Source organism: Geomonas oryzae, assembly GCF_004117875.1.
Classification (GTDB): domain Bacteria; phylum Desulfobacterota; class Desulfuromonadia; order Geobacterales; family Geobacteraceae; genus Geomonas; species Geomonas oryzae.
Map to the genome: position 1 here is coordinate 185,316 of NZ_RAHW01000002.1, position 14,419 is coordinate 199,734.

General features: G+C 61.4%; 10 protein-coding genes. 2 read left to right on the forward strand and 8 right to left on the reverse strand.

The genetic code is table 11. The features are described 5' to 3' along the window. Window positions 1–15: 15 nt before the first annotated feature. The 8 genes from D6Z24_RS05570 to trpE all read right to left on the reverse strand — a co-directional run bounded on the left by D6Z24_RS05570 (window position 16) and on the right by trpE (window position 10,494). Entirely contained in the window at window positions 16–1,371 is a 1,356-nt protein-coding gene (locus D6Z24_RS05570; protein WP_129125579.1) for a TrpB-like pyridoxal phosphate-dependent enzyme, read from the reverse strand. 46 nt (window positions 1,372–1,417) lie between these two features. Beyond that, entirely contained in the window at window positions 1,418–2,218 is an 801-nt protein-coding gene (gene trpC, locus D6Z24_RS05575; protein WP_129125580.1) for an indole-3-glycerol phosphate synthase TrpC, read from the reverse strand. A gap of 3 nt (window positions 2,219–2,221) precedes the next feature. Continuing rightward, the gene (gene trpD, locus D6Z24_RS05580; RefSeq protein ID WP_129125581.1) at window positions 2,222–3,280 is read right to left on the reverse strand and encodes an anthranilate phosphoribosyltransferase; all 1,059 of its coding nucleotides are present in this window, start codon (window positions 3,278–3,280) and stop codon (window positions 2,222–2,224) included. Window positions 3,281–3,334: 54 nt separating this feature from the next. Then, window positions 3,335–3,904, reverse strand: coding sequence for an anthranilate synthase component II (locus D6Z24_RS05585; protein WP_129125582.1), 570 nt, complete (start codon window positions 3,902–3,904; stop codon window positions 3,335–3,337). Window positions 3,905–4,138: 234 nt separating this feature from the next. Further along, window positions 4,139–4,585, reverse strand: a complete 447-nt coding sequence (locus D6Z24_RS05590) for a response regulator (protein WP_129125583.1) — start codon at window positions 4,583–4,585, stop codon at window positions 4,139–4,141. A gap of 95 nt (window positions 4,586–4,680) precedes the next feature. Continuing rightward, the gene (locus tag D6Z24_RS05595; RefSeq protein WP_129125584.1) at window positions 4,681–6,561 is read right to left on the reverse strand and encodes an ATP-binding protein; all 1,881 of its coding nucleotides are present in this window, start codon (window positions 6,559–6,561) and stop codon (window positions 4,681–4,683) included. A gap of 23 nt (window positions 6,562–6,584) precedes the next feature. After that, a complete protein-coding gene (locus D6Z24_RS05600) occupies window positions 6,585–8,633 on the reverse strand; it encodes a response regulator (RefSeq protein WP_129125585.1) in 2,049 nt (682 codons plus the stop codon). Between the two features lie 385 nt (window positions 8,634–9,018). Next, on the reverse strand, window positions 9,019–10,494 hold the full coding sequence (trpE, locus tag D6Z24_RS05605; protein WP_129125586.1) for an anthranilate synthase component I: 1,476 nt from the start codon (window positions 10,492–10,494) through the stop codon (window positions 9,019–9,021). A gap of 127 nt (window positions 10,495–10,621) precedes the next feature. Here trpE and D6Z24_RS05610 point away from each other — a divergent pair, with 127 nt between their 5' ends. Then, window positions 10,622–11,689, forward strand: coding sequence for a 3'-5' exoribonuclease (locus D6Z24_RS05610; RefSeq protein ID WP_162605078.1), 1,068 nt, complete (start codon window positions 10,622–10,624; stop codon window positions 11,687–11,689). Between the two features lie 550 nt (window positions 11,690–12,239). Next, a complete protein-coding gene (gene htpG, locus D6Z24_RS05615) occupies window positions 12,240–14,174 on the forward strand; it encodes a molecular chaperone HtpG (RefSeq protein ID WP_129125588.1) in 1,935 nt (644 codons plus the stop codon). The last annotated feature ends 245 nt before the right edge of the window (window positions 14,175–14,419 follow it).

The following is a 14,419-nucleotide window of genomic DNA, read 5'->3' on the forward strand; positions in this document are numbered from 1 at the left end:
CGCCGAGGCAGACTTCTACAGGCATACCTTGGGGAGCCTTTCCAGCGACTGGCGGATCGACTCCTCGGGGTACTCGTAGTCTTCCAGCTTGCCGGAGAGGTACGCATCGTAAGCCATCATGTCGAGCTGACCGTGACCGGAAAGCCCGAAGAGGATGGTCTTCTCCTTCCCCTCCTCCTTGGCGAGCATCGCTTCGTCGATGGCGGCACGCAGCGCGTGGGAAGACTCGGGCGCCGGAACGATCCCCTCGGTCCTTGCGAAAAGAAGCGCCCCTTCGAAGCAGGCATTCTGCTTGTACGCCTTCGCCTCGATCTCGCCGGCATGGTAGAGCTGCGAGATGAGCGCGGACTCGCCGTGGTAACGAAGCCCGCCGGCATGGATACCCGGCGGCATGAAGTCGTGCCCCAGGGTGTACATCTTGGTGATCGGCGCGAGTTTCGCCGTGTCGCCGTAGTCGAAGGCGTAGACCCCCTTGGTGAGGGTCGGGCAGGAGGCGGGCTCCACGGCGAGGCAGCGCACCTTCTTGCCGTTGGCCCGGTCGCTGAGGAACGGGAAGGCAAGACCGGCGAAGTTGGAACCGCCGCCGCAGCAGGCGATGACCACGTCGGGGTAGTCCTGCGCGAGCGCCATCTGCTCTTTCGCCTCGAGGCCGATCACGGTCTGGTGCAGACAGACGTGGTTCAAGACGCTCCCGAGCGCGTAATTGGTGTCGTCGTGGGTCGCGGCGTCCTCGACCGCCTCGGAGATGGCGATGCCGAGACTGCCAAGGTTGTCGGGGTCGTGCGCGAGGATGGTGCGCCCGGCGTTGGTGAACTCGGAGGGTGACGGGATCACCGTGGCGCCCCAAAGCTGCATCATGCTCTTTCTGTAGGGCTTCTGCGTGCAGGAGACCTTGACCATGTAGATGGTGCACTCAAGGCCGAACATGGAGCAGGCAAGGGCGAGGGAGCTCCCCCACTGCCCGGCGCCGGTCTCGGTGGCGAGCCTGCGGATGCCGGCCTGCTTGTTGTACCAGGCCTGCGGGATGGCGCTGTTCGGCTTGTGCGAGCCGGCAGGCGACACACCTTCGTACTTGTAGTAGATCTTCGCCGGGGTTCCGAGCGCCTGCTCGAGCCTGCGCGCACGGAACATGGGCGTCGGACGCCAGATGCGATACTTCTCACGCACCTCTTCCGGGATGTCGATCCAGCGCTGGTTCGACATCTCCTGCTCGATGAGCGACATCGGGAAGATCGGGGTCATGTCCTCGGGGGTAACCGGCTTCAGGGTCGCCGGGTTGATCACCGGCTCGAGGGGACCCGGCATGTCGGGGATGATGTTGTACCACTGTTTCGGGATGCGCGATTCATCAAGCAGGAACTTGGTATTCATAGCCTCTCCTTTTCAGTCGGAACATTGCATTCCATAATACGGCGCCCTACCCCACCAGTTCGGCGAGCTTCGCGCCAACGTCGGCCTCGCGCATGAGCGATTCGCCGATCAGGAAAGCATGCAGCCCCTTTTCCATGAGGTGCACGATCTCCTCGCGTTTGTTGATGCCGCTCTCCGCGACGATGATGCGCCCGGCGGGGACCATGGCTGCCAGACGCTCCGAAGTGGCGATGTCCACCTCGAAAGTGCGCAGGTTCCGGTTGTTGATGCCGATCATGCTGCAGTCGGTCTGCAGCGCCATCTCGAGCTCACGCTCGTCGTGCACCTCGAGGAGCACGTCCATGGAAAGATCGCGCGCGAGAGAATGGAAGTCGCGCAACTGCGGCACGTCGAGCATGGCGGCGATGAGGAGGATGGCATCGGCCCCGGCGGCGCGGGCCTGGTAGATCTGGTAGGGATCGAAGATGAAATCCTTGCGCAGCAAAGGAAGCGAGACCTGTTCACGGATCAGGGCCAGGTAGCTCAGGTGCCCCATGAAGAAATGTTCGTCGGTGAGCACGGAGAGGCAGGTGGCGCCGTTGTCCTGGTAGGTGGTGGCGATCTGCAGCGGATCGAAATCCGCCCTGATCAGCCCCTTCGAAGGGGAGCCCTTTTTGACCTCTGCGATGATGGGGGTCCAGCCGGATCCGAGCGAGTTGATGATGGCGTTCTGGAAGCCGCGCGGGGTGTCCTCGAGATCGCCTAAACGGTCCATGATCTCGTTTAGCGGCACGTCGGACATCGCCGCTTCCAGCTCGCCCTGCTTGTAGTCCACGATCTTCTTAAGTACGTCGGGTACCTGGGTCATCTGCTACTCCACTTCGTTCGTGAGCGCGACGAGCCGCTCAAGCTGTTTCAGCCCCCGGCCGGAGTCGATGGTCTCGGCGGCAAGCCTGAGCCCCTCGGCGACGTCCTGCACCTTGCCGGCGGCAAGCAGCGCGTAGGCCGCGTTCAGAAGCACGATCCTGCGCTTGGCGCCGTCCTTGCCGGAGAGGATGTCCCGGACGATGACGGCGTTGCCCTGGGCGTCGCCGCCGTGCAGTTCGGTAAGCGGCGCGCGCTCCAGGCCGAACTGCTCAGGGGTTATCTTGTACACCTTGACCCCATCAGGTCCGACCTCACCGATGGTGCTCTCGCCGGTAAGGGTGACCTCATCCATCCCGTCGCAGCCGTGCACCACGTAACCGCGGCGGCACCCGAGCTTTTTGAGCACGTGGGCGAGCTTTTCGACCAGGTCCTCGCGGTAGACGCCGAGCACCTGGCAGTCCGCCGCGGCCGGGTTGGTGAGCGGCCCCAGGATGTTGAAGATGGTACGCACGCCGATTTCGCGGCGCGGCCCTATGGCGTGCTTCATGGCGCCGTGCAGCGCCGGGGCGAACAGAAAGCCGATGCCGATCTCCGCGATGCTGCGCTCGACCGTTTCGGGGGTCACGTCGAGGTTCACGCCGAGCGCCTCCAAAACGTCCGCCGAACCGCAGGAGGAAGAGACCGCACGGTTTCCGTGCTTGGCGACCTTGACGCCGCAGGCGGAGACGATGAAGGCGACGGTGGTGGAGATGTTGAAGGAATTGGTGCCGGAGCCGCCGGTACCGCAGGTGTCGAGGATGGTCTCGCGGTCGAGGTTGATGTCGTCGCGGTCGATGCCGAGGACGCTCTTGCCGACCCGGATCGGCATGGCACGGTCGCGCATGACCCGCGCGGCGCCGGTGATCTCGTCCACCGTCTCCCCCTTCATCCTGAGGGCGGTGATGAAGGAGGCGATCTGCGCGGGCGTGGCGCCGCCGGACATGATCTGGTCCATCACCTCGATCATCTCCGCCTCGCTCAGGTTCTCCCTTTCGACCACGCGTGCTATTGCCTTGCGAATCATGGCGACTCCTTCAAAAAAGAATTGAAAGGCCGGGAGAGCTCTCCCGGCCGGATACTATCTCGACATCTCGAGGAAATTCCTCAAAAGGTCCATCCCCCCCTGGGTGAGAATGGATTCCGGGTGGAACTGCACCCCCCATAGCGGCAGGGTGCGGTGCCGCATCCCCATGATCTCCCCCTCTTCGACCCAGGCGGTCACCTCCAGCTCGGCGGGAAGCGTATCGCGCTCGACGATGAGGGAGTGGTAGCGGGTGGCGGCGAACGGGTTCGGGAGTCCCTTGAAAAGTCCCTGACCGTCGTGATGGATGGGCGAGGTCTTGCCGTGCATCAGGGTGGCACTCCGGATTATCTTCCCGCCGAAGGCGTAGCCGATGGACTGGTGCCCCAGACAGACGCCGAGGATCGGGATCTTGCCGGCGAAGCGGCGGATCGCCTCGACCGAGATGCCTGCCTCCTCGGGTGAACACGGCCCGGGGGAGACCACGATCCGGTCCGGCGCGAGCGCCTCGATCTCGTCAAGGGTGATCTTGTCGTTGCGGAAAACCTTCACCTCCTCACCCAGTTCGCCGAGATACTGGACGATGTTGTAGGTGAAGGAGTCATAGTTGTCTATCATCAGGAGCATGGCTGGTAACCTGCGGGAACCGGAGGCGCTGACGCGGCGCAGCGGAACCCCACTCTTTTGGTGTCTTAATGCGAATCGCAAAAATATAAAGGTTTTGCCGAAGAAACTCAAGAGATTCCGACAGGAAATGCACAAAAGAGGCGGATCGGGAGGGGGCGCGGCAGGTAAAAAGGGGGGATATCCGAGCCGACGGTGCGGGAATATTTCACACCCCCAAAAAGAATTTTGCCCTCCCTAGCCGGAGGGGCGTTTGTTCCACGCAAGCCAGTAGAAACCGAGGTCTTGCAGCAGGCGGCTGAAGGAGTCGAAATCCACCGGCTTGGTGAGATAGCTGTTGGCGTAATGGTCGTAGGCCTGGGCGAGGTCACGCTCGGCCGCCGAGGTGGTCAGGATGACTACCGGTATCGCCTTCAACTGTTCCGAAGCCTTCACCTGTTTGAGCACCTCTATGCCGTCGACTTTCGGTAGCCGCAGGTCAAGCAGTACGAGGTGCGGGCGCGGGTAGCTCAACTGGTCGACGAAGCGTCCGCGGTTGTGCAGGTAGTCGAGAGCGGCCTCGCCGTCCTCGACATGGAACACGCGGTTGGCAAGCCCCGCGTCGGAGAGGTTTCTGAGCGCAAGCTCCGCGTGGTCCGGGTTGTCTTCCACCAAAAGAATGCACAACGGTTCGCCTTCCACCATGTGTTCCCCCCTTCTGAATAGTTCATCTCGCACAGAGATCAGCCCCCTCCCGTCAAGGGAGGGGGAGTCAGGCCCTGTTGTTCGAACAGACGTTCTTAAGCATCCGTCGCCGCGGCAGGCGGCGCCATGTTGAGCGTGAAACAGAAGGTGCTCCCCTCCCCTACCCCCTCCGACTCGACCCACAACTTCCCGCCATGGAACTCGACGATGCGCCGCGCGAGGGCGAGCCCGATCCCGGTCCCCTCGGAACGGGCATCGAGCTTGTTGAAGAGGCCGAAGATGGTCTCATGGTACTGCTGCGCCACCCCCATGCCGTTGTCGCGGACCGTGAAGACCACGCCGCCATCGCCGTCACGCTTCCCGATCTCGATGCGGGGGTGCGGCTGATCACCGGCATACTTGATGGCGTTTTCCAGAAGGTTCTGGAGCACCTCGCAGATGCGTCGCTGGTCGCCCCACACCGTGGGGAGTTCCTGCTGCAGCAGCACCTCGACGCCTCGCTGCTCCAGCGGGCCTGCCAGTTGGGCGAGCACCTCGTGGGCCAGGGTGTTCATGTCGATAAGGGAAGGCGGGTTCACGATGCGGCCGACACGGGAGAGCTCGAGAAGGTCTTCAAGGAGTGCGGTCATCTTGTCGGCGGCGGCCATGATGCGGCGCACGTCGCCGTCGAGTCGCTGCGACTGGCCGTTTTGGAGATCCTTGATGACGGCGCCGGCGAACCCCTTGATGGTGATGAGTGGACTCTTGAGATCATGGGACACCGTGTAGGTGAAGCGCTCGAGCTCGGCGTTTTTCGCCTCCAACTCGAGTTCGCGCTCCTTGCGCTCGCGCACCTCGCTTTCCAGCAGAAGCGCCTGTTCCCTGAGTGCTTCATCGGCGCGTTTCCGGTCGGTGATGTCGCGGTTGCTCGCCCTGACGCCGTTTTCCGCGCCGTCTTTCGTGTAGACGACGCGGCAGATGTGCGAGATCCAGCGCACTTCGCCGTCCGGACGCACGATGCGGAAATCGATCGGCTTGGGGTTCCCCTCGAATGAGGCGTGTTCGTGGTCCAGGTAGGCGGCCAGGTCGTCCGGATGGATGACCCTTTCGATGAGGGTGTGGTCGGCATAGAACTCTTCATGGCCGTACCCGCAAAGCTGCTTGCAGGAGGGGGAAACGTACCTGAAGCTGCGGTCCGGCGCCTGCCAGTACTCCCAGTCGTCGGTGTAATCGGCGACGGTGCGGTAACGCTCCTCGCTCTGCTCCAAAACTCTGGCGCTGCGGCTCAGGACGCGCGACCCGGTCCCGATCATGCCGAGACCCAAAAGCCAGAGGATCGAATGGCTTGCCACCCCACCCATCATGACCGAGGCGAACGCCCCCTCGTTCGGCTCTATGGGCACCGACGCGCTGATCCCGCCGCGGATGTCCCCCAGCTTGTACCCCTGGCCGGCGTGGCACTTGAGGCACCCCTCCTCGGTGATGAAGGGGCGCATGAGCCTCATGTACCTGCGGCCGTTCATGACCTGCACCTCGCTCACCTCTTTTGCCCCTTGCTCGAACTTGACCAGAGCCCGGGCCTCCCACGGGTCCGGTACGTTTTCGGAACGGATCGGCTTCAGGCTCGTTATGTGGCCCCGCACCAGGTTTTTCTGGCTGTCGGCGAGTTCGAAGACCTGGCGGGTCATGTAGGCGGGATTGACCAGGGTGAGTGCGCGCCCGGAGGGGGTGCGGATGTCGCGCTCGGGGATCTGGGAGAGGTTCGGGTTGGGCGGGTTGGAAGCGCTCACCGTGACGTACACGCCGCCGTGCTTCGTCGCCCAGCGGCGGTAGAGGCTGTCCTTCTCGTAGGTGGCCCGCGCCTCGGCGCGGGCGATCTCGATCACGGTGTCCTGCTCGTGCTTGTAAAACCATGCAAGGGAAGCCGCGATGCCCGCGGTCCAGAACAGGGCGAGCACAAAGGAGAAACGGCGTATGGTGCGTATCTGGGTTACCATGCCTGCGGCTACTCCTTTGGGCGCTAGGGACGGTCCAGCATGTCGCGGACCTTTTGGAGCAGGACGGCAGGCTTCACGGGCTTCATGACGAGCTCGGCCCCCTCGTCCAGATCGCTTCTGCTGCGGATGATGTCGGCCGTGTAGCCGCTCGTGAAGAGGATCTTGGCGTCGGGGCAGAGGCCGCGTATGTGCTCGGCCGCCTCCTTGCCGTTCATTACGGGCATGATGATGTCCATGAGCACCAGGCTGATCTGCGGGTTCTCCTTGAATTTCTGCACCGCCTCCAGGCCGTTTGCCGCATGGATGATGGTGTAGCCGAACTGCTGCAGGATAGAGGAAACCAGGTCGAGGACGTGCAGGTCATCTTCGGCGACCAGGATGGTCTCCGTCCCCTGCATCACCGGCTCGGGTGCGGGTGCCCCCCTTTTCTCGCGCTTTTCGGTGGCGATGGCCGGAAGGTAGACGCGGAAGGTGGAGCCGATGCCGGGCTCGCTGTAGACGTTCACGAACCCCCTGTGCTGCGTGATGATCCCGTACACGATGGCGAGACCGAGCCCGGTCCCCTTGCCGACCACCTTGGTGGTGAAGAAGGGATCGAAGATCTTCTTCCGCGTCGTCTCGTCCATCCCCTCCCCGGTGTCGGAGATGGTCAAAAGGGCGTACGGGCCCGGCTCACCGAAGCCGTGGGCGTGCACGAAGTCCTCGTCTATCTCGTGGTGCTCGGTCTGGACCATGAGCCGGCCTCCCTTGGGCATGGCGTCGCGAGCGTTGGCACCAAGGTTCATCAGCACCTGCTCGACCTGGCCCGTATCGACGACGGCCCAGAGCGGCTCCTCGGACAGGGAGGTGGTGAGAGCGATGTCCTCGCCGATGATGCGCTGCAGGAACTTCTCGACCCCCTTGACGATTTCGTTCAGGTTCGCCGGAGCAGCCTTTACCTCTCCCTTTCGGCTGAAGGCGAGGAGGCTCCGGGTCAGGTTGGCGGCCCGATCCGCAGCGGCGGAGATCTGCAGCACCTTGTCCCTGACAGGGTTGCCGTCCGGGAGATCCAGCTTCAAAAGTTCGCAGTACCCGCCGATCACGGTGAGGATGTTGTTGAAGTCGTGGGCCACGCCACCCGCGAGGATCCCGACCGCCTCGAGCTTTTGGGAGTGGCGCAGCTGCTCCTCGAGCTTCACACGCTCGGTGATGTCGAGCGCGATGGCCAAAAGCCGCTCGCTTCCATCCACGACGATCCGCTCACAGTAATACTCCCCTTTCAGAACGCGGCCGTCCTTCGCGTGGAGCGTGACCACGTGCCCCGTCACGACCCCCTGCCGGCTGAGTTCTTCCAGCAGCGTCGCGCGGTCCGCCGCGTCGATCCAGCCGAGGGAAGTCGAGGTTCTGCCGAGCACCTCCTCTCGGCTGTAACCCGACAGTTCCAGGAACTTGCGGTTCACGTCGATGAAGACACCGTCCTCCATGTCGGTGATGACCATGATGAGAGGGGCGCTGTCGAAGGCCTTGTGAAATTTCTCCTCGCTAAGACGCAGGGTCTCCTGGGCGAGCTTTCGTTCAGCGATCTCATTTTTCAGAAGAAGTGCCTGTTCCTGCAGCGCTTCTTGAGCCATTTCGCGTTCCGCCACCTCGTGCTCCAGGCGGTTGCTTTGTACCCTTAACGCCTCCTCGGCCCGGCGGTGCTCAAGGATGTGGTCCCACTCGCGCAGGGCGCGCTCGACGATGCGCGGCATGGCCTCGAAAACCTCGGGCATCTTGACCACGTAGTCGATGGCACCTGATTTCATCGCCTCGACCGCAACCTGTTCGTTGCCGTGCGAGGTCATCATCACGACCGGGGCGATGTCGGCGGACTGGGCCACCAGATCTCCCCCCTTGCCGTCAGGCAGAAGGTAGTCGGTGAGCACGATGTCGTAGTCACGGCTGCGCACCCGGACCAGGGCTTCCTCGAGGCTTCCGGCGACGGTCAGCTCGTACTGGTCGGTACATTCGCTGAAGCCGCGCCGTATCAGTTCGGCGTGGGAATCGTCATCTTCGACAATGAGGACCTTCTTCACGGGACAAGCGCTACCCATACAATCGGCTCCTGCGGCGGCATTAAACAGATCGGACGGAAGGTGGGATTAACGGCAAAATTCTACTATGTTTTTTCCGCTTGTCTGCTATTTCCTTCTATTTGTAAAATTAAATTACACACATTTTGACGAATTATCTACACCTGGGTTTTCGAAAAAGCATTACGCCCCAGGACATAGTGAATGATTAACATATCGGATCAGCGTGAAAATCTTTGTGAGGGTATGCTTTGCCAGTAATCGAAAAACGGCAGTCAGTAGAAAAATTATCAAATGAACGTAAACAGCAAGAAGTGCCACTCCCCTCAGAAGAAACGTCCAGCCGACAATAAAAAAGGCGGCCGGGAATGCCGGTCGCCTTTTACGCCTTGAGAAGATATGGACTCTACTCGATGCCGCGCTCGGCCATCTCGATCGCCTTCACCACGGCCTTCGCCTTGTTCACCGTCTCCATGTACTCGGAGGCGGGGTCGGAGTCTGCCACGATGCCGGCACCGGCCTGCAGATGCACCTTGCCGTCCTTGATGACGAGGGTCCTGATGGCGATGGCCATGTCCATGTTGCCCGAGAAGGAGAAGTAGCCGACTGCCCCGCCGTAGACCTCGCGCCGCGCGACTTCCAGCTCGTCGATGATCTCCATGGCGCGCACCTTCGGTGCTCCCGAAAGGGTCCCGGCCGGGAAGGTGGCGCGCACCACGTCGAAGGCGTCGAAGCCCGGGGCGAGGTTCCCCTGCACGTTGGAGACGATGTGCATCACGTGGGAGTAGCGCTCGATGACCATCAGCTCGGAGACCTTAACGCTTCCCGTGGTGCAGACGCGCCCGAGGTCGTTTCTCCCGAGATCGACCAGCATGACGTGCTCGGCGCACTCCTTGGGGTCGGCCAGAAGGTCCCGCGCCAGCTCCTCGTCCGCGGCAGGTGTCGCACCGCGCGTACGGGTGCCGGCGATGGGGCGCAGCTCGACGAGCTCCCCCTCCTTGCGCACCATGACCTCCGGAGAGGCTCCGACCACCATGGTGTCCTCGAGACGGAGGAAAAACATGTAGGGCGACGGGTTCAGCGTCCTCAAAACGCGGTAGATGTCGAAAGGATCGACGGTCAGCTCGCCGGAGAAGCGCTGGGAGAGCACCACCTGGATGATGTCGCCGCTTTTCACGTACTCCTTGGCGCGCGTCACCGACTGCTCGAACTCCTCGCGCTTCACGTTGGAGGTAAGTTCCACCTTCCCGGTGGCGGCTTTCTTCGGCTGCACGGGAAGGGGCTTCTTCAGGCGCTCGATGAGCCCTTCGATTTTGCTCACCGCGTCGACGTAGGCCTTCTCGGGAGAAGTACCGCCGTCCAGATGCGCGTTGGAGACGACCTTGATCTTCTGACTCAGGCTGTCGAAGATGATCATGGTGTCGGTGATGATGAAGTAGGCGTCGTAGGTGTCGATGAGCCTCGGGTTGCTGTCCGGCAGGGTCTCGAAATGGCGCACCGCATCGTACCCCAAATATCCTACGGCGCCCCCGAAGAACCTCGGGATCCCGGCCACCTCGACCGGCTGATAACGGGCCATGTAGTCGCGGACGTAGTTTAGCGGATCGGTTACCTCGACGCGGCTCACCGCACCCCCCTCCACGATCTCGACCCAGTTGTCCTTGCCGCGAATCACCACGGCCGGCGACGAGCCAAGGAAGGTGTAGCGCCCCCACTTCTCCCCCCCCTCGATACTCTCGAGCAGAAAACCGAAACGGCCGTCGTCGATCTTCTTGAAGGCACCTACCGGAGTGTCCAGGTCGGCCAGGATCTCACGGTAGACCGGAATCAGGTTGCCTTGTGCGGACAGGGTCTGGAACGAAGCGAAATCGGGGAAATACATGGGGCTCCTTGTTGCGCTGCGAGGTGTTTGGTGGGGCTATCCCCTTGCCGGGCAAAGAGTTTTAGCCCGACCTTATTAACATAGCTGGGAAATGGTGTCAAGAAACGGGGGACTCTGGTAGAATCTGTTGCTAATGAAAACCGTGCCGGTACTGAACACAATTAAAAAGCGCCTTTCGGCCTTCGCCCTGAAGGTGGTCGACCTGATCGTCCGCTTCAAGCGCGCGACGGAGAAGATGTTCCTCTCCTGGGACAAGTGGGTGAAACCGGAGGGGAGCATCGCACGGGAGAAGCTCCTCTCGCGTTTCCCGCGCTACCTTAAGGAGCCTGCCGGAAGCGTGCGCTGCGGCGAGGGGTGGTATGAGCTTGTATGGGACCTCTGCACCGCCATCGAGGCGATGGAGCACCTCGGCATGCCGCGCATCGGGCACTTCAAGGCCGAGGAGCGCCTGGGGGGGCTCTTGGTCCGGGTGGAGTCCGGTTCCTTCATCGTGAAGGAGCTAGCTCGGGATGCGGAGCACAGGGCGGCCGCAATCTGCGAGGAGTGCGGCGAACCGGGATCGCTTCAGTTGGGCCACGGTTTCGCGAAGACGCTCTGTCCGTTGCACGCGGCGCAGCGCAGGCCCCATAAGGCGAAGAGCGTCCCCATTCCCGCAAACCTCGCCACCCAAAGACCGAAGCTACTTTTCCTGGACACCGAGTTCACCGATTTCGATTATCCGCAGTTGATCAGCATAGCCCTGGTCGCCGAGAGCGGCGAGAGCTATTACGCCGAACTGGAAAACGGATGGAGCCGCGAGGGGTGCTCCGCTTTCGTGGTCGAGAAGGTGCTGCCGCAATTGACCGGCGGCGAATTCTTCCAGGAAAGCGGCTACGCGGCGCGCCGGTTGGGCGCATGGCTCGCCGGTTTCGGTGTCCCGGTACGCGTAGTGACCGATGCGCCGGGGTACGACTGGGTGCTCATGCTTGAGCTTTTGCATCACGAACTCCCCCCCAACCTCTACCCCACCCCGCTCAATTTCTACAGCGAGAGCCTTCCCGAACTGCGCCCGATCCTGAAGCAGGCCCACGACGACGCCTTAAGCGATCTTTCGCCGCACCACGCCCTGCACGACGCCGAGGCGCTGCGCGAGGCGTGGGAGGTGATGAAAGAGCACCTCCACCCAGCCATCCTGCGACAGTACCTCAAACTTTGAAAATACGGTGCAGGCTTCAGTGCCGGCGCCTGCGCGATAACGTCATCCCTTTCGCGGATAGCGTTGGCGGGGACCCAAATAGCGCTATCCCCGCCCAGATAAGCTTATTCTGCCGCGAATAGTGTTATTCCCGCTCCCAATAAGCTTATTGGCCGGCGAATAGTGTTATTCCGTCACAGATAAGCTTATTTCCTCGGCGAATAGTGTTATTCCGTCGCGGATAAGCTTATTTCGCCGCGAATAGTGTTATTCCCGGCCGGATAACGCTATTCGGCCGCGAATAGTGTTATTGCGTCCAGGATGACGTTAACCTGCGGCGGCGGGACGAACCGGAACACAGAGGACACCGAGGAAAAGCCAAGTCCCACACAGAGGAACCGCATTAAGCGGGTTTTTATACCGTTAAGGCCTTTCCTCGGTGCCCTCTGTGCACCTCCGTGACCTCTGTGGTAAAGCTTTTCCTTTTTTTCCTCCCGCCCCTTGAAATCCGCACCCGCAATGCTTATGTTCCGTCGAGCACCCACTCAAGCACAAAGGAGACCACGAAGACATGGCCAAAACCGTCAAGAAGTTCGAGACCGAGGTCCAGCAGCTTTTGGACCTGGTGATCCACTCCCTCTACTCCAACAAGGAGATCTTCCTCAGGGAGCTTATCTCTAACGCATCTGACGCGATCGACAAGATAAAGTTCGAGTCCCACTCCAACATGGAACTGCTGGAGGGGAATGCCGACTGGAAGATAAAGCTGCACGCCGACAAGGAGGCCGGCACCCTCACCATCACCGACAACGGCATCGGCATGAGCATGGACGAGGTGGCCGACAACATCGGCACCATCGCCAAGTCCGGCACCAAGAGCTTCGTGGCCGCCCTCAAGGAAAAGAACCTTTCCGAGAACCCGGAACTGATCGGCCAGTTCGGCGTTGGCTTCTACGCCTCCTTCATGGTCGCCGACAAGGTGGAGCTGACCACCCGCAAGGCGGGCGAAAAGCAGTACGGCTGTCGCTGGGAATCGGCCGGCGACGGCTCCTACTCCATCGAGGAGGTCGAGAAGGAGACGCGCGGCACCGAGATCGTGCTGCACCTCAAAGACGACATGAAGGAGTTCCTCGACGAGTGGAAGATCCGCTCCATCGTGAAGAAGTACTCCGACTACGTGCAGTACCCGGTTGTCATGGACGTGACCCGTACCGAGCCGATTAAGGACCAGGACGGCAACGTCATCGAGGGTGGCGGCACCATCGAGAAAACCGCAGAAGAGACCTTGAACTCCATGAAGGCGATCTGGACCCGCCCGAAGAGCGAGATCACCGAGGAGGAGTACGAGGAGTTCTACAAGCACATCTCCCACGACTACGACAAGCCGCTCTCCACCATCCACTACTCGGCCGAGGGGGTGAGCGAGTTCAAGTCCATCGTCTACATCCCGTCGCACAAGCCCTACGACCTCTTCCTGCGCGACCACAAAAAGGGCGTGCACCTCTACGTGAAACGGGTCTACATCACCGACAACTGCGAGGCGCTCCTCCCGGACTACCTCCGTTTCATCAAGGGTGTGGTCGACTCGGCGGACCTGCCGCTCAACGTCTCCCGCGAGATCCTGCAGGAGGACGTGCAGATCAAACGCATCCAGAAGTCGCTTGTCGGCAAGATCCTATCCACCCTCTCCGAGATGAAGGAGAAGAACATCGACGACTACCTGAAGTTCTACGGCGAGTTCGGCCCGGTGCTGAAGGAAGGGATCCACTTCGACTACGCCAACAAGGAGAAGCTGCAGGACCTCCTCCTCTTCGAGAGCTCCAAGACCGAGAAAGGGAAGTTCGTATCGCTAAAGGAGTACGTCGAGCGCATGCCCGAAGGACAGAAGGAGATCTACTTCATCACCGGCATGTCGCGCGAGTCCGTTGAGAACTCCCCCTACATGGAGGCCCTGCGCAAGAAGGACTACGAGGTCCTCTACATGACCGACCCGGTCGACGAGTGGGTGGTGCAGGCGATCAACGAGTACCAGGAAAAACACCTGAAGGCGATCGACAGGGGCGACCTCGAGCTGGACAGCGAGGAGGAAAAGAAGGAGAAAGAGGCGAAGAAGGAGGAGGCCAAGAAGGAGTTCGGCAGCATCCTCGACTTCATCCAGGAAACGCTCAAGGATAGGGTCAAGGAGGTACGTCTCTCCTCCCGTCTCACCGAGAGCGCCTGCTGCCTGGTGGCGGACGAAATGGGGCTGAACGCCAACATGGAGAAGATCCTGAAGGCGATGAACCAGGAAGTGCCGGAAGCGAAAAGGATCCTCGAGTTAAACCCCGAGCACCAGATCATGCAGGTGATGACCGCCATGTACGAGAAGGACAAGTCGAACCCGAAACTCGCCGACTACAGCGAGCTCCTCTTCGACCAGGCCCTTCTGACCGAAGGCTCCCCGATCAAGGACCCGCTCCGTTTCACCAGGCTCGTGAGCGAGCTCATGGTGGTCGGCGGCAAGTAGGCGGCAACGCACTACGTATGACGAAAGCCGGGAGGTATTTAGCCTCCCGGCTTTTTATTTCTTCAAGTACCAATAAGCAAATCCGCCATATCCCCGGCGTTGTCCGGTTTGGCGTTTGCACCAGCTTGTTTCAACTACATCCGCCTCTCCCTCGCCCTCCGGGAGAGGGGCGGGGTGAGGGAGTCGCCTACGAAGAAAGAGTGTTGCATGCGGCAGCGCCCTCACCCGGCCTACGGCCACCCTCT

Excerpts from the sequence above, each read along its gene's own strand:
- trpD (WP_129125581.1), bottom strand. The coding sequence starts at position 3,280 with ATGATTCGCAAGGCAATAGCACGCGTGGTCGAAAGGGAGAACCTGAGC.
- D6Z24_RS05595 (WP_129125584.1), bottom strand. The coding sequence starts at position 6,561 with ATGGTAACCCAGATACGCACCATACGCCGTTTCTCCTTTGTGCTCGCC.
- D6Z24_RS05590 (WP_129125583.1), bottom strand. The coding sequence starts at position 4,585 with ATGGTGGAAGGCGAACCGTTGTGCATTCTTTTGGTGGAAGACAACCCG.
- trpE (WP_129125586.1), bottom strand. The coding sequence starts at position 10,494 with ATGTATTTCCCCGATTTCGCTTCGTTCCAGACCCTGTCCGCACAAGGC.
- D6Z24_RS05585 (WP_129125582.1), bottom strand. The coding sequence starts at position 3,904 with ATGCTCCTGATGATAGACAACTATGACTCCTTCACCTACAACATCGTC.
- trpC (WP_129125580.1), bottom strand. The coding sequence starts at position 2,218 with ATGACCCAGGTACCCGACGTACTTAAGAAGATCGTGGACTACAAGCAG.
- D6Z24_RS05570 (WP_129125579.1), bottom strand. The coding sequence starts at position 1,371 with ATGAATACCAAGTTCCTGCTTGATGAATCGCGCATCCCGAAACAGTGG.
- htpG (WP_129125588.1), top strand. The coding sequence starts at position 12,240 with ATGGCCAAAACCGTCAAGAAGTTCGAGACCGAGGTCCAGCAGCTTTTG.
- D6Z24_RS05600 (WP_129125585.1), bottom strand. The coding sequence starts at position 8,633 with ATGGGTAGCGCTTGTCCCGTGAAGAAGGTCCTCATTGTCGAAGATGAC.